General features: G+C 65.4%; 17 protein-coding genes and 1 pseudogene. 8 read left to right on the top strand and 10 right to left on the bottom strand.

Translation table 11 applies throughout. The annotated features are described in order from the left end of the window. Positions 1-5: 5 nt before the first annotated feature. Together KHN96_RS04920 and aspT are read right to left on the bottom strand one after the other, a co-directional pair. Positions 6-1631, bottom strand: coding sequence for a bifunctional aspartate transaminase/aspartate 4-decarboxylase (locus KHN96_RS04920; RefSeq protein WP_062738180.1), 1626 nt, complete (start codon positions 1629-1631; stop codon positions 6-8). 69 nt (positions 1632-1700) lie between these two features. After that, the gene (gene aspT, locus KHN96_RS04915) at positions 1701-3386 is read right to left on the bottom strand and encodes an aspartate-alanine antiporter (RefSeq protein ID WP_045218398.1); all 1686 of its coding nucleotides are present in this window, start codon (positions 3384-3386) and stop codon (positions 1701-1703) included. A gap of 340 nt (positions 3387-3726) precedes the next feature. On the opposite strand from aspT, the gene KHN96_RS04910 reads away from it, so the two are divergent. Next, positions 3727-3951, top strand: coding sequence for a hypothetical protein (locus KHN96_RS04910; protein WP_009239764.1), 225 nt, complete (start codon positions 3727-3729; stop codon positions 3949-3951). A gap of 48 nt (positions 3952-3999) precedes the next feature. Here KHN96_RS04910 and KHN96_RS04905 read toward each other — a convergent pair whose 3' ends face one another. Together KHN96_RS04905 and KHN96_RS04900 are read right to left on the bottom strand one after the other, a co-directional pair. Beyond that, positions 4000-4554, bottom strand: coding sequence for a surface-adhesin E family protein (locus tag KHN96_RS04905; protein WP_062738179.1), 555 nt, complete (start codon positions 4552-4554; stop codon positions 4000-4002). Between the two features lie 66 nt (positions 4555-4620). Then, positions 4621-5493, bottom strand: coding sequence for a D-amino-acid transaminase (locus KHN96_RS04900; RefSeq protein WP_062738178.1), 873 nt, complete (start codon positions 5491-5493; stop codon positions 4621-4623). Positions 5494-5661: 168 nt separating this feature from the next. Between KHN96_RS04900 and KHN96_RS04895 the strand changes: the two genes are divergently transcribed. Together KHN96_RS04895 and KHN96_RS04890 are read left to right on the top strand one after the other, a co-directional pair. Next, positions 5662-6171 carry a GNAT family N-acetyltransferase gene (locus KHN96_RS04895; protein ID WP_062738177.1) on the top strand — a complete coding sequence of 170 codons (510 nt, stop codon included), beginning with the start codon at positions 5662-5664 and terminating at the stop codon, positions 6169-6171. A 95-nt stretch (positions 6172-6266) separates the two neighbouring features. After that, entirely contained in the window at positions 6267-6584 is a 318-nt protein-coding gene (locus KHN96_RS04890; protein ID WP_062738176.1) for a hypothetical protein, read from the top strand. Positions 6585-6587: 3 nt separating this feature from the next. Here the strand turns inward: KHN96_RS04890 and KHN96_RS04885 are convergent, their stop codons facing one another. The 4 genes from KHN96_RS04885 to KHN96_RS04870 form a co-directional block, all read right to left on the bottom strand. Continuing rightward, positions 6588-7331, bottom strand: coding sequence for an ABC transporter ATP-binding protein (locus KHN96_RS04885; protein WP_062738175.1), 744 nt, complete (start codon positions 7329-7331; stop codon positions 6588-6590). A gap of 66 nt (positions 7332-7397) precedes the next feature. Continuing rightward, entirely contained in the window at positions 7398-9224 is a 1827-nt protein-coding gene (locus tag KHN96_RS04880) for a branched-chain amino acid ABC transporter ATP-binding protein/permease (RefSeq protein WP_045218410.1), read from the bottom strand. Between the two features lie 4 nt (positions 9225-9228). Further along, positions 9229-10281: a branched-chain amino acid ABC transporter permease gene (locus KHN96_RS04875; RefSeq protein ID WP_115044538.1), complete on the bottom strand. Its 1053-nt coding sequence runs from the start codon at positions 10279-10281 to the stop codon at positions 9229-9231. Positions 10282-10365: 84 nt separating this feature from the next. Then, positions 10366-11250 (bottom strand): IclR family transcriptional regulator, encoded by an 885-nt coding sequence (locus KHN96_RS04870; RefSeq protein ID WP_115044593.1) that lies wholly within the window; start codon positions 11248-11250, stop codon positions 10366-10368. A 268-nt stretch (positions 11251-11518) separates the two neighbouring features. On the opposite strand from KHN96_RS04870, the gene KHN96_RS04865 reads away from it, so the two are divergent. From KHN96_RS04865 to KHN96_RS04855, 3 genes are all read left to right on the top strand, one after another. Further along, positions 11519-12478, top strand: coding sequence for an MBL fold metallo-hydrolase (locus KHN96_RS04865; RefSeq protein ID WP_062738174.1), 960 nt, complete (start codon positions 11519-11521; stop codon positions 12476-12478). 78 nt (positions 12479-12556) lie between these two features. Then, positions 12557-14236 (top strand): FAD-dependent oxidoreductase, encoded by a 1680-nt coding sequence (locus tag KHN96_RS04860; protein WP_045218415.1) that lies wholly within the window; start codon positions 12557-12559, stop codon positions 14234-14236. A 5-nt stretch (positions 14237-14241) separates the two neighbouring features. Continuing rightward, positions 14242-14451, top strand: a complete 210-nt coding sequence (locus KHN96_RS04855) for a DUF2783 domain-containing protein (RefSeq protein ID WP_062738173.1) — start codon at positions 14242-14244, stop codon at positions 14449-14451. On the opposite strand, the pseudogene KHN96_RS04850 reads toward KHN96_RS04855, so the two are convergent. Beyond that, positions 14448-15191 (bottom strand): annotated as a pseudogene (locus KHN96_RS04850) (aldo/keto reductase); the annotation flags it as partial. The gene KHN96_RS04855 and the pseudogene KHN96_RS04850 sit on opposite strands and share 4 nt — an antisense overlap. A 7-nt stretch (positions 15192-15198) precedes the next feature. Between KHN96_RS04850 and KHN96_RS04845 the strand changes: the two are divergent. Together KHN96_RS04845 and KHN96_RS04840 are read left to right on the top strand one after the other, a co-directional pair. Beyond that, positions 15199-15888: an SDR family oxidoreductase gene (locus KHN96_RS04845; protein ID WP_082062869.1), complete on the top strand. Its 690-nt coding sequence runs from the start codon at positions 15199-15201 to the stop codon at positions 15886-15888. A gap of 30 nt (positions 15889-15918) precedes the next feature. Continuing rightward, the gene (locus KHN96_RS04840; protein ID WP_062738171.1) at positions 15919-16767 is read left to right on the top strand and encodes an ureidoglycolate lyase; all 849 of its coding nucleotides are present in this window, start codon (positions 15919-15921) and stop codon (positions 16765-16767) included. Between the two features lie 3 nt (positions 16768-16770). Here the strand turns inward: KHN96_RS04840 and KHN96_RS04835 are convergent, their stop codons facing one another. Further along, positions 16771-17688 carry a LysR family transcriptional regulator gene (locus KHN96_RS04835; RefSeq protein WP_045218425.1) on the bottom strand — a complete coding sequence of 306 codons (918 nt, stop codon included), beginning with the start codon at positions 17686-17688 and terminating at the stop codon, positions 16771-16773. Between the last annotated feature and the right edge of the window lie 48 nt (positions 17689-17736).

Genomic DNA, 17736 nt, shown 5'->3' with positions numbered 1-17736 from the left:
GCGCGTTACTTTCCGCCTTCGTCCAGCCAGCGCTGGTGATACTCCTCCAGCAAGCGCTGCAGCGTTGCACCGATGCGGATGTAGTCCGGCTCGTTCAGGTTGGCCAGCGACACGCGCACCGACGGGTTGAGTGCACCAAAGCCATTGCCGGGCAGCAGCACGACGCCACTCTCCTTGGCCAGGCGGAATAGCACATCCGCCGGTTTGGTCTTCGTCTTGAACCACTGCACGAACGCCTCGCCATAGGTCTTGCGGCCAACCACTTCGGCATCAAGGATGTTGTAGTAGGCGACGTCATTCTCATCTGCCTCCCAGTCGATACCGATGGCTTGGTACAGGGCAGCCTTGCGCCCGCGCACCAGGCGCTTGACCGCCGCCTTGTAGGCATTCGGCTGATCCATGAGCGCGTACAGCGAGAACAGCGCCATCTGCACCTGTTGCGGCGTCGACAGACCTGCCGTGTGGTTCAGCGCCACGGTTCGACTATCCGCAACCAGACGATCGATGAACTTGAGTTGGTCCGGCTCGGTCGTGATCGACGCATAGCGCTGGTGCAGGATCTTGCGCTTGTCTTCGGGCAGCGCGGCCAGCTTATCGTCCAGCACGTTGTTTTCATGCGTGGCGATGGTGCCCAGGCGCCAACCCGTCGCCCCGAAGTACTTGGAGTACGAATACACCAGGATCGTGTTGTACGGCGCCACCGCAAACAGCGAGACAAAGTCGTCCGCAAACGTGCCGTACACATCATCGGTCAGGATGATGAGATCGTTGCCGGCCTCGTGGCGCTCGTCCACGATGGCTTTGAGCTTCTTCAAGCCGTCTTTGGAAATCTTGACCGACGGCGGGTTGCTGGGGTTGACCAGGAAGAACGACTTCACGCTCGGATCGCGCAGCTTGTCGAGTTCTTCGTCGGTGTATTGCCAGCCGTTGAATGGGTCTGCATTCAGCTTGACCTCGACGAGCTGGAAGCTGTTGAGTTCCGGAATCTCGATGTACGGCGTGAAAATCGGCATGCCAAGCGCAATCTTGTCGCCGGCATTAAGCAGGAAGTTTTCCTGGAGCGTGCTGAACAGATACGTCATCGCCGCCGTACCGCCCTCGACGGCAAACAGATCAAACTGGCCGACAAACGGCGCACTGCCGATCATTTCCTGCTTCAGATAGCGCGCGGCAATCTGCTCACTGATCTTCAGCATGCGGTCTGGTACCGGATAGTTGCAGCCGAGAATGCCGTTCACCATCTCCGCCAGAAAGTCTTCGGCGGAAAGGCCAAGTTGATCGCGTACGTACGACACCGCGTGATGCAGAAACTTCACGCCGGGCACATCTGCGTTGCGACGTGCAAAGCTCTCAAAGCGGGCCTCAAAGCCTTGCTTGGTCGGGATGCCGCCAATCCTCTCAGCCAGATAGGAAAACGAGCGCTCGGACTCCTCCAGTGCGAACAGGCCCAGTTGGAAGAAACCATGACGCGGCTCCAAAGCGAGGAAGTTCGGATTGCCGCGCCCGGCATTGAGCATGATGCGTTGCGAGTCGCTCTGCGCGAGCTGGATCAGCACGTCCTTCAGTTCAAACGGGCTCAGTTGCCCAAGGGCTTCCAGTTCCTTGGATTTTTGCGTCGGATTGGTGGTCATCGCAGATTCCCGTGGATGCAGCGTTGGCGAAGAAGAGCCCGCCACGCGAGTAGCAGGCTGAGGAGACGCTCAGGCGAAGGCGATCACAAGCGGACCGAGCAGGGTCAGCAGCACGTTCGCGAGCGCGTAGGTAATGGCAAAGGGGATGGTCGGCACACTGCTCTCGGCTTTCTCCAACACGCCGCCAAACGCGGGGTTGGCCGAACGGGCGCCAGACAGCGCACCCGCCAGCACGGCAACGTTGTCGTAGCGGAGCACATAACGGCCGAACAGGTAAGTCAGGATCAACGGCACCATCGTGACGATCACGCCGGCAATGAAGATCGACACGCCGCTCTTTTGCAGAGTCGCCCACGCCTGCGCGCCAGAACCCAGGCCCACACAGGCGACAAAGGCGGCCAAGCCCATGTCCTTGAGGATTTGCGACGCTGCATTCGGCAACTGGCCGAAGGTGGGGTGCTTGCCGCGCAGCCAGCCAAACACGAGCCCGGAAAGTAGCGCCCCGCCCCCACTGCCCAACGTCAGCGGTATGCCGCCCACCTTTGCCACCAGCGTACCGATCAACAGACCGACCAGCACGCCCAGCCCGAGGTAGACGAAGTCCGTCTTGTCGCCCGGCGGCACGGGATAGCCGACTTCGGCCGCCGCGCGTTTGACATCGGAAGGTGCGCCGTGCAGGGTGACGACATCACCGTGCAGCATGACCGTGCCGTCCAACAGCGGCACGGCTTTGCCCATGCGGGTGATGCGTGCGATGTACACGCCGTGCTTCATGTCGCGTGTGGCCTGTGCCTTCAGCTCGCCCAACGTCTTGTGACTTGCGCCCTTGCGCGTGAACACGACATCGCGCACTTGCAGCGGCTGGTCCATGTCGGAAGACACGGTGGACTCGTCGCCCAGCAGCGTCCAGGCCTTGGCAGCGGCTTCGCGACGGCCGATCAGCAAAACGCGATCGGCGCGCTGCAATTTCGACTTCGGCTCAATGGCGATTTCCTCGCCGTTGCGCAAGATGCGCTCGATGGTGATGCCGTCGTCCAGCGTGGTCTCGACTTCCTCCACGGTCTTGCCTGCGCCCGTGGTCACGTCATACACGCGTCCGACCAGTGCCGGCAGCGAGGCCACCTCGCCCTGCTCCAGCGGGCGCTTGCCTCCGGCCATTTCCAGCTCGGCCTTCTTGGCATCATCGCGCAGCTCACGGCCCATCAGGCGCGGCAGGATGTTCACGCACATGATGATGGCGCCCAGGCTGCCGAACACGTACGTCACTGCATAGCCGATGGCCACATTCGACTGCAGATGCGCCACCTCGTCGGCCGGCAGGCCCATGCGTGAGAGGGCATCGCCCGCGGTGCCAATGACTGCCGACTGTGTCATGCCGCCCGCCGCAATGCCGGCGGTCAAGCCCTTGTCGAAGCCGAACAGCTTGCCGCACACGAGAATGGTGACCAGGCCACTCACCGCCAGAAACACCGCCATGGCGATCTCGCGCAGTGTGCTGCGATTGAGGGAGCTAAAGAATTGCGGCCCGCTTTCGTAGCCGACCGCGTAGATGAAGAGCGCGAACATGATGCTCTTCACACCGGAATCGATCGTCACGCCAAACTGGCTGATCAGCACCGCGGCAATCAGCGATCCGCCAACGCCGCCGATTTGAAATTTGCCGAAATTGATCTTGCCGACTGCGTAGCCAATGGCAAGCGACAGAAAGAGCGCCGTCTCCGGCACGCTTTTGAACACGGTGTGAATCCAATCCATGGGCAGCGACTCTCCGGAGAGTCTTAAAGGTTTGTCTGGTTGAGCAGACAAACAGACATCGCGTAAGGCGCCACGCCATGTGTGCGCAACACGCCCGTGGACGTTAGAAGCGACACATCGGTGATGTCAATTTCACAAAATTTAACTGCTGGAGCACATATTCAACGCTCCGCATTAGAAGATTGTGCCCAACGCAAACGTTGACGCGCGTGTAACACACTGTAATCATCGTCCGCCACCACGCTGACGGCGCGCCATGACCTGGCGCCCGGACGGCTCGAGCCGCCGCTTCGCGCAAACCGCATTGCCGGCCATCGATACAAGAAACAGGGACAAGACAATGAAAAGCAAGGTCGTGGTGTACGGCCCGCTCTACGGGAAGTGGTACGCAATCCTGGTCAACGACGGTGTGGCCGCCGAATCGAACCAGTTTGGCTCGTACGAAGCCGCCATGGGCTTCGCCTCACGCCGTTATCCGGAGCTTGAGCAGGAGCGGCAGCCCTACGCGCGGGGCCGCGAGGAAAGCGAGAACGGAAGCGACAGCCGCGAAGCTGCGCCCATCTGAACGGGAACGCCCCGGGCGGCATTTACGCCGCCCCTGCCGACCCAGGCGTTAGTGGCCCGCGCCGCAAAAGCGCCCGGCGATCCACTCGAACACGCTGCCTTCGCGCAGCGAGCGGCTTTGCGCTTCGTCGCCGTAGTGGATCTGGTAGAGCGGCTTGCCGGTGGCGTTGCGCGCGCGATAGAGCGTTTGCGCAATCACCGTGTAGCTATGTCGCGCGCAATCGAGCACGACCTGTTTGACCGACGAGCGGATGGGCTGCCCATCGGCTGTCTTGATCGTGAAGTCGGGCAGCACGTTGCGCAACAGCCGGAAGTGCACGGTGGGCGAATTGGCATCCGCCGCGGCGCCGGGCTGCGGCTTGACCGATTGCCGGTCGATGTACGAAACGATGCCGTTGATGCTCTCGAACCGGCGCCACCGGGAATCGGCGCCGGTGGATTCGAGGGCAGGTGCCGCATTGGCCGAAGCGGCTTGCGCTGCGGCTGCCGGCACAGGGGCCGACGCAGAAATGGTTTCTGCGGATACGGGCATCGCTGCCCACTGCGCGGCAACCAGAGCGGTCGCCGCGATGGCGCTTTGCCAGCGCCAGCCTCCTGTCTTCATGGGGTGTCTCGCCTTGCTGCAAAAAACTCAGCGGGCGATTCTACCGCGCTGGCGCAACCGCTTACGTCACATCTGGTCGACGGGCTCGGCAACGTCCACGCCGGCAAAACGCAGATACAGCGTGCGCAGCGCCTGCGTGAGCGGGCCCGGCTGGCCGCTGCCGATCTGCACGCCGTCGATGGACACCACCGGCATCACAAACGTCGACGCGCTCGTATAGAACGCTTCAGCGGCTTGCTGGGCTTCGGCAACGGTAAAGGTGCGCTCCTCCAACGTCAGGCCATGTTCACGCGCCAGCGCCAGGATCGACACACGCGTGATGCCCGGCAGCACGGCGTTCGACAGCGGACGCGTGATCAGGCGCTTATCGGCGGTGATGATGAACGCGGTCGACGACGCGCCTTCGGTCACGCGGTCGCCGTCGGTCATCCAGGCTTCATGCGCGCCGGCGCGGGCGGCGATCTGCTTGGCCATCACCTGCGGCAGCAAGCCGACGCTCTTGATGTCGCAACGCTTCCAGCGCAGGTCCGGCACCGTCACCACGGTTGCGCCCTTCTTGGCCAGCGGGCTGTTGACGATGGACTTGACCTGGGTGAACGCCACGGCCGTCGGCGTGATGTCGGCCGGGATGCCGAAATCACGCTCAGCCACGCCGCGCGTGACCTGCATGTAGACCACGCCCTCTTCCAGCCCGTTGCGCACCACCAGCTCTTCGCACACACGCGTCCATTCGGCGGCGGTGTATGGGTTATCGATGCCGATCTCGGACAGCGAACGCGTCAGGCGGGCGAGGTGCGCGTCGTTGTCGACGAGCTTGCCGCGCGCCACGGCGGTCACTTCGTAAATGCCATCGGCAAAGGTGAAGCCGCGGTCCATGATTGAGACAGTGGCCTCGGCGGCCGGCACGTATTGGCCGTTCAGAAAGACGATTCGAGACATGCTGGAGAGGGAGAGAATTCAACGCCGGAGCGGAACTGCCCCGTGGACGCCTGCATAGGATACGGGCGCCGCGCCGCGACTGCCGATGTCTGCCCAGGTTATGCGAAAACGGCATGAGGGCCGGTTGGCGTCGGGTAAACTCGGCGGCTTGTCCACGCCTGCGCGACCATGTCCGAGCTGACCATTCGCCCCATCTCTGCAGACGACCTGCCCGGCATCCTGGCCGTGCAGCAAGCCTGTTATGGCGATGGCTTCCTGGAGCCGGCGGAGGCGCTCATCAGCCGCTGGGCGCGCAGCCCGACCCTGTGCCTGGCGGCAGTGCGCGGTGACGAGGTGGTGGGCTACCTGCTCTCGCATGCGTGGCATGCATGGACGCCGCCGAAACTGCATGTGCCGCTGCCTGCCTCGGATGCAGCCGACCTGCTCTGGTTTGTCCATGACATGGCCATTGCGCCGTCGGGACGCGGGCAGCGCCTGGGCGAACGCCTTTACGCAATGGCCTGCGCGGTCGCGCAAGCACAGGGCTTGCTGCACTCGCGGCTCGTCGCCGTGCAAGGTGCGGATGCCTTCTGGCGTCGGCTCGGCTATCGCCCCGCGGCGATGGCCCCACAGGCGCTCGACCCGCTGCGTGAGATGTACGGCAATGACGCCCTGCTGATGGAGCGCGCGCTGGTCTGACGGCAGGCCGTTACATCTCGTAACGTTCGTATAGGTTTCGCAAGACCGCCGGCGCGCCACTCGACTACAGTGCGGCCGTGTCGAGGAACTCCACCATGCAAAAGCATCTGGCGCTGTGCGCCCTGGCCGCCATCGCGGCATTATCGTCCCAGGCCGCGCAGGCAGGCGTCGACGTTGGGATCGGTATCGGAATCCCGGCGCCGGTCTATGTGGCGCCGGCTCCGGTCTATGCGCCGGCGCCCGTCTACGCGCCCGCTCCGGTTTACGTTGAGCCGCAGCCCGTCGTGGTCGCCCCCGGCTACTACGACGATTGGCGTGCCCGCAAATGGCAGGAAAAGCAGTGGCGCGAGCAGCGCAAATGGGAACGCAAATACTGGAAGCACCGCCGCCACGACGACGATGACGACGATTGATCGTCAGGCCGCCTTCTTCGCCAGCCCCAGGTAGGTTTCGATCACGCGCGGGTTCACGGCCAGTTCCTGCGCCGGGCCTTCGAGCGTCATGTCGCCCGTTTCCAAGACGTAACCGTAATCGGCCACCTGCAGGGCGGCACGCGCATTCTGCTCGATCAGCAAGGTTGCCACGCCGGTTTTGCGCAGGTCGCTGATGATGTGGAAGATCTCCTTCACGATCAGCGGCGCGAGGCCCAGGCTCGGCTCGTCGAGCATCAGCAGTTGCGGCTTGGCCATCAACGCGCGGCCGACGGCGAGCATCTGGCGCTCGCCGCCGGAGAGCGTGCCGGCTTCCTGCACGCGACGCTCCTTGAGCCGCGGGAACAGGTCGTAGACGACGTCCATCTGGTCCAGATAGTTGCGCTCGCCCGCGCGCTTGCGGCGGTAGGCACCGAGCACCAGGTTGTCTTCCACGCTCATGGTGGCGAACAGCTCGCGCTTTTCGGGCACCAGGCACATGCCGCGCGCCACGCGCTTTTCCACCGGGAACCCCGTCAGGTTGTGGCCGAGATAGGAGACCACGCCGTTGGCCGAACCCGTGGTCGGCAGCGCGCCCATGATGGCGGCGAGCATGGTCGACTTGCCTGCGCCGTTCGGGCCGATGACGGTGACGATCTGCCCGGCCTCCACCTTCAGGTGTGCGCCGTGCAGGGCCTCTACCTTGCCGTAGCGGACGTGCAGGTCTTTCACTTCGAGGATGACTGACATGTTGTTCTCCTTCTCCAAACCTGTTCACGCTCCGCTGGGGGCTGCCCGAGGTTGGACCGTGCAGGTTTATTCCACGCCGCCCAGATAGGCCTCGAGCACGGCGGGGTTCTGCTGCACCTCTTGCGGCACGCCCTCGGCGATCTTGGTACCGAATTCCATCACGACAAGACGGTCGGTCAGGTTCATGACGAAGTCCATGTCGTGCTCGACCAGCAGCACGCTCATCCCTTCAGCTTTGAGCTTGGTGAGCAGCGCGGCCAGGGCCTGCTTTTCCTTGTAGCGCAGGCCGGCAGCAGGCTCGTCGAGCAGCAGCAGCGCCGGGTCGCAGCACAGCGCGCGGGCGATCTCCAGGATCCGCTGCTGGCCGAGCGCCAGGCTGCCGGCTTCCTGATACATGCAATCGGCCAGGCCGACGCGCTCGAGCTGGCGCCGCGCTTCAAACAGCAGCTTCTGCTCTTCGGCCTGGTTCATGCGCACCACGCTGGCCAGCACGCCGCCTTGCGCCGCGAAGTCGCCACGCAGGTGCGCGCCCAGCGCCACGTTCTCGAGCACCGTCATGCCCGAGAGCAATTGCACGTGCTGGAACGTGCGGCCGATGCCGCGCCTGACGATCTCGCGCGAGGGCTTGTCGCTGATGCGCTCGCCGCGATACAGCACCTCGCCGCGCGTGACCGGCAGTACGCCGGTGACAAGGTTGAACGTGGTGGACTTGCCGGCGCCGTTCGGGCCGATCAGGCCCACGATCTCTCCAGCCCTCACCTGGAAGCTGACATCGTTGACGGCGACGAGGCCGCCGAACTCCTTGCGCGCGGCGCGCACGTCCAGAATCAGCTCGCCTGCCTGCGGTTTCTCGCGCTGCCTGAGCGCAGGCGCATCTTCCGGCGCGCGCGCTGTCGGCGCAGAAGGGAACAGCTTGCGGATGAACGGCCACACGCCATCGCGCGCGTATTGCAGCAACAGCACCAGCAGCACGCCGAACACGATGATCTCGAAGTTGCCGTTGGAGCCCAGCAGCCTGGGCAGGATGCTTTGCAGGCTGTCTTTCAGGATGGTCAGCAAACCCGCGCCGAGCACGGCGCCCCACACGTGGCCCACGCCGCCGACCACCGCCATGAACAGATATTCGATGCCGTAGTTCAGGCCGAACGGCGTGGGGTTCACCGCGCGCTGCAGGTGCGCGTAGAGAAAGCCCGAGATGCAGGCCAGCACCGCCGCAAACACGAAGATCACGACCTTCATCCACGCGGTGTTCACGCCCATCGCCTCGGCCATCGTGCCACCGCCCTTGAGCGCGCGGATGGCGCGGCCCGGGCGCGAGTTCAGAAGGTTCTGCACCGCCAGCACGGCCACCACCACGACGGCCCAGATGAGATAGAACATCTCGCGGCCGGTGTTCAGCTGTTTGCCGAGCACGTTCAGCACCGGGATGCCGTTGAGGCCGTCGTACTTGCCCAGGAACTCCAGGTTGCCGAACAGGAAGAACAGCGACAGGCCCCACGCAATCGTCGCCAGCGGCAGGTAGTGACCGGACATCCGCATCGTGATCAGCCCGATCACGTATGCCGACACCATCGTGATCACAAGCCCCGCCAGCAGGCCGACCCACGGCGATACGCCGTACTGCGTGGTGAGATACGCCGTGCTGTACGCGCCCAGCCCCACAAACGCGGCTTGGCCGAACGACGTCAGCCCGCCGACGCCCGTGAGCAGCACGAGGCCCAGCGCGACGAGGCTGTACAGCCCGATGTAATTGAGCAGCGTGATCCAGAACTCGGGCGTCGGCACGACCGGGATCAGCGCCAGCACGATCACGAAGAGCGCCGTCAGCACGCGGTTGCGCGAGAACCAGCCGCGCTGCGCGGCGTTCCCGGAAGATTTGGCGAGCGTGTTCATCGGCTTACTCCTCTTCCTCGACATGCTTGGTGGTGAGCGATCGCCACAGCAGCACCGGGATGATGAGCGTGAACACGATCACCTCCTTGAACGCCGACGCCCAGAACGATGAATACGACTCCAGCAGCCCCACCAGCAGCGCGCCCAGCGCCGCCACCGGATAGCTCACCAGCCCGCCCACGATGGCACCCACGAAACCCTTCAGGCCGATCAGGAAGCCCGACTCGTAGTACACCGTCGTGATGGGTGCGATGAGGATGCCGCACAGCGCGCCCAGCGCCGCAGCCAGCGTGAAGGCCAGGCGCCCCGCCTGCGTGGTGCCGATGCCGACGAGCCGGGCGCCGAGCCGGTTCACCGCCGTCGCGCGCAGCGCCTTGCCCGACACCGTGCGGCCAAAATAGAAATACAGCGCCGCGATCATCAGCGCCGATACCGCCACCACCCACAGGCTCTGGCCCGATACCGACAGCGCGCCCAGATCGAATCGCGCATCGGAAAACGCATCCGTGCGCGAGCCCTCTGCGCCGAACATCACGAGGCCCAGGCCCACCATCGCGAAGTGCACCCCCACCGAGACGATCAGCAGCACCAGCGTGCTCGCCTCGGCCAGCGGCTCATAGGCCAGGCGGTAGATCATCGGGCCCATCGGAATGACGATCAGCAGCGCCAGCGCCACCTGCACGACCTGCGGCAGCTGCATCGGCGCAAGCATGCCGGCCGCCGCATACACCGCGATCGGGAAGACCAGATACTTGCCCGCGTAGACGGCGCCCGTGCGCAGCGCGTGCAGACGCAGCTCCGGCTGCAGCAGCGTGCGGCCCATCTCGACGAGGAAGGTGAGCACGCCGAGCGTCACGAGCATGCTCGCAGACAGCGGCGCCTTGTTCGCCTGGATGGCCGCCAGCGTGAGCGCGCCATACACGACGAATTCGCCCTGCGGGATGAAGATCACGCGCGTGACGGAAAACACCAGCACGAGCGCCAGCGCCAGCAGCGCGTAGATCGCGCCCGATGTCACGCCGTCTTGCGCCAGGATGGCGGCAATCGACAAGTCCATGAGTCTCCTTGCTCTGATGGTCGTGGCGCGCCACGAGTTACGAGAGGGTAAATCTTTTACGACAGGGTGAAATTGGCGAGAACCCTAAGGCGCCGCCTTTTCGCGCCGCCCGCTGGCCTTGGTGCGCGCTGGCTGCGGCGTCTGCAGCAAGGTGGACAGCCGCTTGACGAATGCGCGCAGGGTGGCCTCCAGTTCGCCGCCGCGCTGCGCGTGAAACAGCGGATGCAGATTCAATGCGATCAGCACCAGGGCCAGTTGCCCCCGCATGCCGAACACCGGCAGCGACAGCGCGCTTACGCCAGGCAGCAGGCTACCGGATACCCATGAAGCGCCCTCGGTACGGATCTCTTCGCACAGCCGGTAGTAGTCGGTGAGCGAGCGCGGCAGGTCCGGCAGATCGTCGGCGGCGCGCTCGTGGAGTTCGCGCTCGACCAGCGGCAAGGTCTGCTCGATCGGCAGGTAAGCGCCAAACAGGCGGCCGGTGGCGGAGTTGAGCATCGGCATGACATCGCCGATGCGCAGGTTCACACCGGGCGCGCCGCCCGCCTTTTCCCAGTGCACCACGGTCGGCCCGCGATCGCTCCAGACGGCAATGCCGATGGTGTGGCCGGTCTGGTCCCGAAGGCCGCCCAGCAGCGGCCGTGCAAGCGCAATGGCTTCTCTTCGGTTCAGGCTTGCCAAGCCCAGGCGCAGTGCAAAGGGGCCGAGCTCATAGCGGCCGGTCAGCGGATCCTGCGAAACCGCGCCGACGCGCTGCAGGCTGACCAGGTAGCGGTGCGCCTTGGACGGATGCATGCCGGCGGCGCGCGCCAGATCACCCAGGGCCATCGCGCGCATCGCCCGCGTGAGCGCCACCAGCAGATGGGAGCCGACCTCGATGGACTGGATGCCGGAGCGGTCGCGGCTGGCCGGAGCGTCATCCGCATCGCCATCGGGTTGGGGGGCGTTCGCTGCTTCAGTGGTCTCCATGTTCTTGGCGTCGTGGCGGGCCGGCAAAGTGCTGCGAGCGTAGCACGCCGCGCACGCCTGGCGGCGCGCAGTCGTTCTTACGCATTGTAGAAATCATGAATCTAATCATAATTCTCGTATACCCTAGGCGCGACTGCCGACCGCCCGGTCTATGATTCGCTGCACGCGGCCCTTGCTGCATGGCGTGCGCTGCACCGTACACGGCAGGCACCAGCCGGCCGCAGAAGAAATTCCACCCACCGTAATCCACTACACCAGGAGTGACAGAATGGCCAAAGCCTTCGCCTCGCAGGCCGACCTCGAGGCCAAACAAGTCACCTTCACGCAGCTCTCTCCCAACGCCTACGCCTACACCGCCGAGGGCGACCCGAACTCCGGCGTCATCATCGGCGACGACGCGGTGCTGATCGTCGACACCACCGCCACGCCGGCGATGGCGCAAGACCTGATCGCCCGCATCCGCGGCATCACAGACAAGCCGATCAAGCACGTCGTGCTGTCGCATTACCACGCGGTGCGCGTGCTGGGCGCCTCGGCCTACTTTGCCGAGGGCGCGCAGAACATCATCGCCAGCCGCGGCACGTACGAGATGATCGTCGAGCGTGGCGAGGCCGATATGAAGTCAGAGATCGAGCGCTTTCCGCGCCTGTTCGCGGGCGTTGAAACCGTGCCGGGCCTGACCTGGCCGACGCTGGTGTTCGAGCGCGAACTCACGCTGTTCCTGGGCAAGCTCGAGGTCAAAATCCTGCACCTGGGCCCGGGCCACACGAAGGGCGACACGGTCGTGTGGATTCCATCGCAAAAGGTGCTGTTCTCGGGCGACCTGGTCGAATACGACGCCGCCTGCTACTGCGGCGATGCCCAACTCGAAGAATGGCCCGCCACGCTCGACGCCCTGCGTGCGCTGGGCGCCGAAAAACTCGTGCCCGGCCGCGGCCCGGCGCTGCTGAACCCGCAGGAAGTCGACAAGGGCCTCGCCTACACGCGCGACTTCGTGTCGACGCTGCTCCAGCGCGGCAAGGAAGCCGTCGCCCAGAAGATGGACCTGAAAGCCGCCATGGCCCACACCCGCGCCGCCATGGACCCGAAGTTCGGCCACGTCTTCATCTACGAGCATTGCCTGCCGTTTGATGTGACGCGCGCCTACGACGAAGCCAGCGGCATCAAGCACCCGCGCATCTGGACGGCCGAGCGCGACAAGGAGATGTGGGCCGCGCTGCAGGGCTGATCCGCCCCGGCGTCTTTCTTCGACCACGATATCCACCGACAAAGCGGCGGCCACGACTGCCGCAGGTGCGAGCGAGACATGAACCCCGATTTCCAGAACCGCGTCTTCACGTACGCGCCTTGCGCGGAGCAGCAGCCCGGCTGCACGGCCGGGGCCCGCCCCGTCGTCATCGTCGGCGCAGGGCCGGTGGGCCTGGCCACAGCCATCGACCTCGCGCAGCAAGGCGTGGCCGTCGTTGTGCTGGATGACGATTGCACGCTGTCGACCGGCTCGCGGGCGATCTGCTTCTCCAAACGCTCCCTGGAGATCTTCGACCGGCTGGGCTGCGGCGACTGCATGGTCGACAAAGGCGTGAGCTGGAACGTCGGCAAGGTCTACCTGAAGAACGAGCTGCTCTACAGTTTCGACCTTCTGCCGGAAACCGGCCACCGCCGTCCGGCGTTCATCAACCTGCAGCAGTACTACGTCGAGGGGTTCCTCGTCGAGCGGGCACTGGCGCTGCCGAACATCGAGCTGCGCTGGAAGAACAAGGTGACGGGCCTCACGCAGGATGCGGACGGCGTGACGCTCACCGTGGAGACGCCCGACGGCGCCTATACCCAGCGCGCCCAATACGTGGTCGCCGCCGACGGCTCGCGCAGCCCGGTGCGCCGCATGATGGGCCTCGAAGCCCACGGCCAGACCTTCAAAGACCGCTTCCTGATCGCCGACGTGCGCATGGAAGCGCCCTTCCCGAGCGAGCGCTGGTTCTGGTTTGACCCACCGTTCCACCCGAACCAGTCGGTGCTGCTGCACCACCAGCCCGACAACGTCTGGCGCATCGACTTCCAGCTCGGCTGGGACGCCGACCCGGTGGCCGAGAAGCAGCCGGAGCGCGTCATTCCGCGCGTGCGCGCGCTGCTCGGCGAGGGCGTCGACTTCGAACTCGAGTGGGTGAGCGTCTACACGTTCTCATGCGAGCGCATGGACCGCTTCCGCCACGGCCGCGTGCTGTTCATCGGCGACGCGGCGCATCGCGTCTCGCCATTCGGCGCGCGCGGCGCCAACAGCGGCCTGCAGGACGCCGAAAACCTCGCCTGGAAACTGCGCATGGTGCTGGCCGGCGATGCGCCCGATACGCTGCTCGACACCTACGCCACCGAGCGCGAATTCGCCGCCGACGACAACATCCGCCACTCCACCCGCTCGACCGATTTCATCACGCCCAAGAGCGCCGTCAGCCGCCTCTTTCGCGATGCCGCGCTGCGCCTGGCCAAGCACTATCCGTTTGCGCGCACGCTGGTCAACAGCGGGCGGCTTTCAACGCCAACGGTGCTGGAAGGCTCCCCGCTCAGCACGCCCGACGACGCCGACTTCGGATGTGCGCTGGTGCCCGGCAGTGTCGCGCTCGACGCGCCGGTGCGAACGCGCGACGGGCGTGCCGCGTGGCTGCTCAGCCATCTGCGCGACGGCTTCATGGCATTGCGTTTCTGCCGCGCGGGAGAACACATCGACGCGTTGCCGGTGCCCACGCTGGCGATCTTTCCCGCCGGCGGCGCAGGTACGGTGTCGGCGGGCGTCACGGCGCTCGAAGACATCGACGGCCTGGTCGCCCAACGCTATGACGCACGGCCCGGCACGTTGTACCTCATCCGCCCGGACCAGCACGTCTGCGCACGCTGGCGCAGCGTCGATACCGCCAAGCTCGCGGCCGCCATGCGCCGCGCCATGGGCCATGCCGACGCCACCACGCCATCGCCCGCTACAGCCACCGCCTGACCGCCATGCCGTTGAACACCCAGCCCAACCTGCCGCGCCCGGACGACTTCTATGAGGCGCTGATCGACACGCACCGCGGGCTGAGCGACGCGCAGAGCGCGATGCTCAACGCGCAGCTGATCCTGCTGCTCGCGAACCATATCGGCGACATGGCGGTGCTGCGGGAGGCGCTGGCGGCTGCGCGACTGGCCCTGCCGGCGGGCGCAGCGGATTAGCACCCGCCCTGCCGCGTCCCGGCGAGCTGACCACGGCGATACTCACCCTGGCGCTCCAGCATCCAGCCCGGGTACTCGGCGGGCAGCCTGCTGACCTCATCGAGCTGCGCCAATTCTTCCGTTGTCAGTTCCACCTGGGTCGCGGCGATGTTGTCGTCAAGCTGATCGACCTTCTTGGCACCGACGATCACGCTCGTCACCACGCGCTGGTGCAGCAGCCACGCCAAGGCGATCTGCGCCACGGACACACCGCGCGCACGGGCCATGACACGCATCGCGTCGATACAGGTATACGCCCGCGCCTGGTCCACGGGCGGGAAGTCGAACTTGTTGCGGCGGCTGTCCTGTTCGCCATGCTGTTCGCGCGTGTACTTGCCGCTGAGCAGGCCGCCGGCCAGCGGGCTCCACACCATCAGCCCCAGCCCTTCGCTCTTGAGCATCGGCACGAGTTCGCGCTCGAGGTCGCGGCCGGCGATCGTGTAGTAGGCCTGCAGGCTTTCGAAGCGCGCGCAACCGAGGCGCTCGGCAATGCCCAACGCCTTGACGATCTGCCATGCGGCCCAGTTCGATACGCCCACGTAGCGCACGTGCCCGTGCTGCACGAGCGTGTCGAGCGCACGCACGGTCTCCTCGATGGGCGTGGCCGGATCGAAGCCGTGGATCTGGTAGAGATCGATGTGGTCGAGCTGCAGGCGCTTCAGGCTCGCCTTGACGCCGTCCATGATGTGAAAGCGCGAGGCGCAGGGCATCGGCCGCGCCTGCGCCGAGCGCTTTGCCCGCGAAGGTGCGCGCGTGATCGCCACCGACCTGCGCATCGATACATTGAACGATGTGCCGTTCGAGGTCCACCGCCTCGACGTGCGCGATACCGGGCAGGTCAATGCGCTCGCTGCCGAGCTTGGCGGCATCGACATCCTCTTCAATTGCGCGGGCTTCGTACACGCCGGCTCGGTGCTCGAATGCGACGAGCAGGCGTGGGATTTCTCGTTCGACCTCAACGTCAAGTCGATGTATCGGACGATTCGCGCGTTCCTGCCTGCCATGCTCGAGCATGGCGGCGGCAGCATCATCAACATGTCATCCGCGGCCTCGAGCATCAAGGGCGTGCCGAACCGCTTCGTGTACGGCGCATCGAAGGCGGCCGTGATCGGGCTGACCAAATCGGTGGCCGCAGATTTTGTGGCGCGCGGCATCCGCTGCAACGCGATCTGTCCGGGCACCGTCGTATCGCCATCCCTGACGCAGCGCATCGACGAACAGGCGCGCGCGCAAGGCAGGCCGCGTGCTGAAGTGGAAGCCGCGTTCGTTGCGCGCCAGCCGATGGGGCGCCTCGGGCAGCCAGAGGAGATTGCCGCGCTGGCCGCCTACCTCGCTTCGGACGAAGCCGCCTTCACCACTGGCCAGGTTCACCTGATCGACGGCGGCTGGTCCAACTGATTTCTTCCCACCACAACTCCGAGTCTTTCCATGAAACTGCTGCGCTTCGGCCCGCCGGGCGAAGAGAAACCGGGCCTGCTCGATGCCTCGGGCACCATTCGCGATCTGTCGGGCATCGTCGACGACATTGCCGGCCACGTGCTGTCGGATGCGTCGCTCGCCAGGCTGCGCGACGTTGATCCATCGACACTGCCGGCGGTCGGCGGGCAGCCGCGCATCGGCCCGTGCGTCGGGCGCGTCGGCAAGTTCGTCTGCATCGGCCTGAACTATGCCGACCACGCCGCGGAATCCGGCCTGGCCGTCCCCACCGAGCCCGTCGTCTTCAACAAATGGACCAGCGCCATCTGCGGCCCGAACGACGACATCGAAATCCCGCGCGGCTCGGTCAAGACCGACTGGGAAGTCGAACTCGGCGTGGTGATCGGCAAGCCGGCCAAGTACATCGACGAGGCCAACGCGCTCGATTACGTGGCGGGCTACTGCATCGTCAACGACATTTCCGAGCGCGAATGGCAGCTCGAGCGCGGCGGCCAGTGGGACAAGGGCAAGGGCTTCGACACGTTCGGCCCGCTTGGGCCGTGGCTGGTCACGCGCGACGAGGTGCCCGACCCGCAGGCGCTGGACCTGTGGCTCGAGGTGGACGGCCACCGCTACCAGAACGGCAACACGCGGACGATGGTGTTTGGCGTGGCGAAGCTGGTCGCGTATCTGAGCCGCTGCATGAGCCTGCAGCCGGGCGACGTCATCTCGACGGGCACGCCGCCGGGCGTGGGGCTGGGCATCAAGCCGAACCCGGTCTATCTCAAGCCCGGGCAGACCATGCGATTGGGCATCGCCGGCCTCGGCGAGCAGCTGCAGCGCACCGTCGCCGCACCGTAAGGATCAGCCGTCCAGCTCGGCAAAGCGCTGCGCGACGAGGTTGCGCAGCCACTGGTTGCCGGCGTCCTGATGAAAGCGCCGGTGCCAGAACACGTTGGTCTGCAGCGCCGGCAGCTTGAGCGGCGGCGCTGCAAATTCCAGCCCGAACGGCGGCGCTGCCCGCTCGGCCAACTTGCGCGGCACCGTCACCACGAGATCGGTCGTGCTGATGATGTACGGCACCGCCACGAAGTGCGGCACCGAAAAGCGCGCCGATTGTGTGATCCCCGCCTTGTCGAGCAGCGGCCCGATGGCGTTGTACGGGCTGGCCGAGCTCGCCACCACGAGGTGCGATGCGGCGCGAAAGCGTTCGAGCGTCAGTGCCCCATCTGCCAGCGCGTGGCCGCGCCGGAACATCGTCACGTAATCCTGCTGAAACAGCCGGCGCTGGAACACGCTCTCGCCCGACAGGTCATCGAACGCGCCGATGGCCAGGTCGATGGCGCCGGCCTCCATCTCTGCCTTCATGTCGAACCCGCCCGCGCGCACGGTGTGGATGCGCACGCCGGGCGCCTGCTCCGCACAAAGTTGCGCCAGCACCGGCATGAAGTACACCTCGCCGACGTCGCTCATGGCCACGGTGAAGCTGCGCGTGGATGTGGCGGCATCGAAATGTGCGCGCTGGCCGAAGGCACGCTGCAGCGTGTCCAGCGCCATCGCCACCGGTTCGGAGAGTTGCTCGGCAAGTGCGGTCGGCATCATGCCGCGCGGGGTGCGCACAAACAGCTCGTCGTCGAACGTCTGGCGCAGGCGCGCCAGCGCGTTGCTCACCGCCGGCTGCGACAGGCCCAGCCGCTCCGCCACGACAGAAATGCGCTTCTCGCGCAGGATTTCCTGGAACAGCACCAGCAGGTTCAGGTCGACATCCCGCAGGTTCAGCATGGCCTGGCCTTATTATTCAGATTATCAATGGTATGCATTCTCGCATTG

Source organism: Ralstonia mannitolilytica, from assembly GCF_905397375.1.
Classification (GTDB): domain Bacteria; phylum Pseudomonadota; class Gammaproteobacteria; order Burkholderiales; family Burkholderiaceae; genus Ralstonia; species Ralstonia mannitolilytica.
Note: the sequence above shows the minus strand (reverse complement) of the source record. Positions and strands in the feature narration are given on the sequence as shown.

Bases quoted from the DNA above. Each gene is read 5' to 3' on its own strand.
- KHN96_RS04920 (WP_062738180.1), bottom strand. From the start codon at position 1,631: ATGACCACCAATCCGACGCAAAAATCCAAGGAACTGGAAGCCCTTGGG.
- aspT (WP_045218398.1), bottom strand. From the start codon at position 3,386: ATGGATTGGATTCACACCGTGTTCAAAAGCGTGCCGGAGACGGCGCTC.
- KHN96_RS04910 (WP_009239764.1), top strand. From the start codon at position 3,727: ATGAAAAGCAAGGTCGTGGTGTACGGCCCGCTCTACGGGAAGTGGTAC.
- KHN96_RS04905 (WP_062738179.1), bottom strand. From the start codon at position 4,554: ATGAAGACAGGAGGCTGGCGCTGGCAAAGCGCCATCGCGGCGACCGCT.
- KHN96_RS04900 (WP_062738178.1), bottom strand. From the start codon at position 5,493: ATGTCTCGAATCGTCTTTCTGAACGGCCAATACGTGCCGGCCGCCGAG.
- KHN96_RS04895 (WP_062738177.1), top strand. From the start codon at position 5,662: ATGTCCGAGCTGACCATTCGCCCCATCTCTGCAGACGACCTGCCCGGC.
- KHN96_RS04890 (WP_062738176.1), top strand. From the start codon at position 6,267: ATGCAAAAGCATCTGGCGCTGTGCGCCCTGGCCGCCATCGCGGCATTA.
- KHN96_RS04885 (WP_062738175.1), bottom strand. From the start codon at position 7,331: ATGTCAGTCATCCTCGAAGTGAAAGACCTGCACGTCCGCTACGGCAAG.
- KHN96_RS04880 (WP_045218410.1), bottom strand. From the start codon at position 9,224: ATGAACACGCTCGCCAAATCTTCCGGGAACGCCGCGCAGCGCGGCTGG.
- KHN96_RS04875 (WP_115044538.1), bottom strand. From the start codon at position 10,281: ATGGACTTGTCGATTGCCGCCATCCTGGCGCAAGACGGCGTGACATCG.
- KHN96_RS04870 (WP_115044593.1), bottom strand. From the start codon at position 11,250: ATGGAGACCACTGAAGCAGCGAACGCCCCCCAACCCGATGGCGATGCG.
- KHN96_RS04865 (WP_062738174.1), top strand. From the start codon at position 11,519: ATGGCCAAAGCCTTCGCCTCGCAGGCCGACCTCGAGGCCAAACAAGTC.
- KHN96_RS04860 (WP_045218415.1), top strand. From the start codon at position 12,557: ATGAACCCCGATTTCCAGAACCGCGTCTTCACGTACGCGCCTTGCGCG.
- KHN96_RS04855 (WP_062738173.1), top strand. From the start codon at position 14,242: ATGCCGTTGAACACCCAGCCCAACCTGCCGCGCCCGGACGACTTCTAT.
- KHN96_RS04840 (WP_062738171.1), top strand. From the start codon at position 15,919: ATGAAACTGCTGCGCTTCGGCCCGCCGGGCGAAGAGAAACCGGGCCTG.
- KHN96_RS04835 (WP_045218425.1), bottom strand. From the start codon at position 17,688: ATGCTGAACCTGCGGGATGTCGACCTGAACCTGCTGGTGCTGTTCCAG.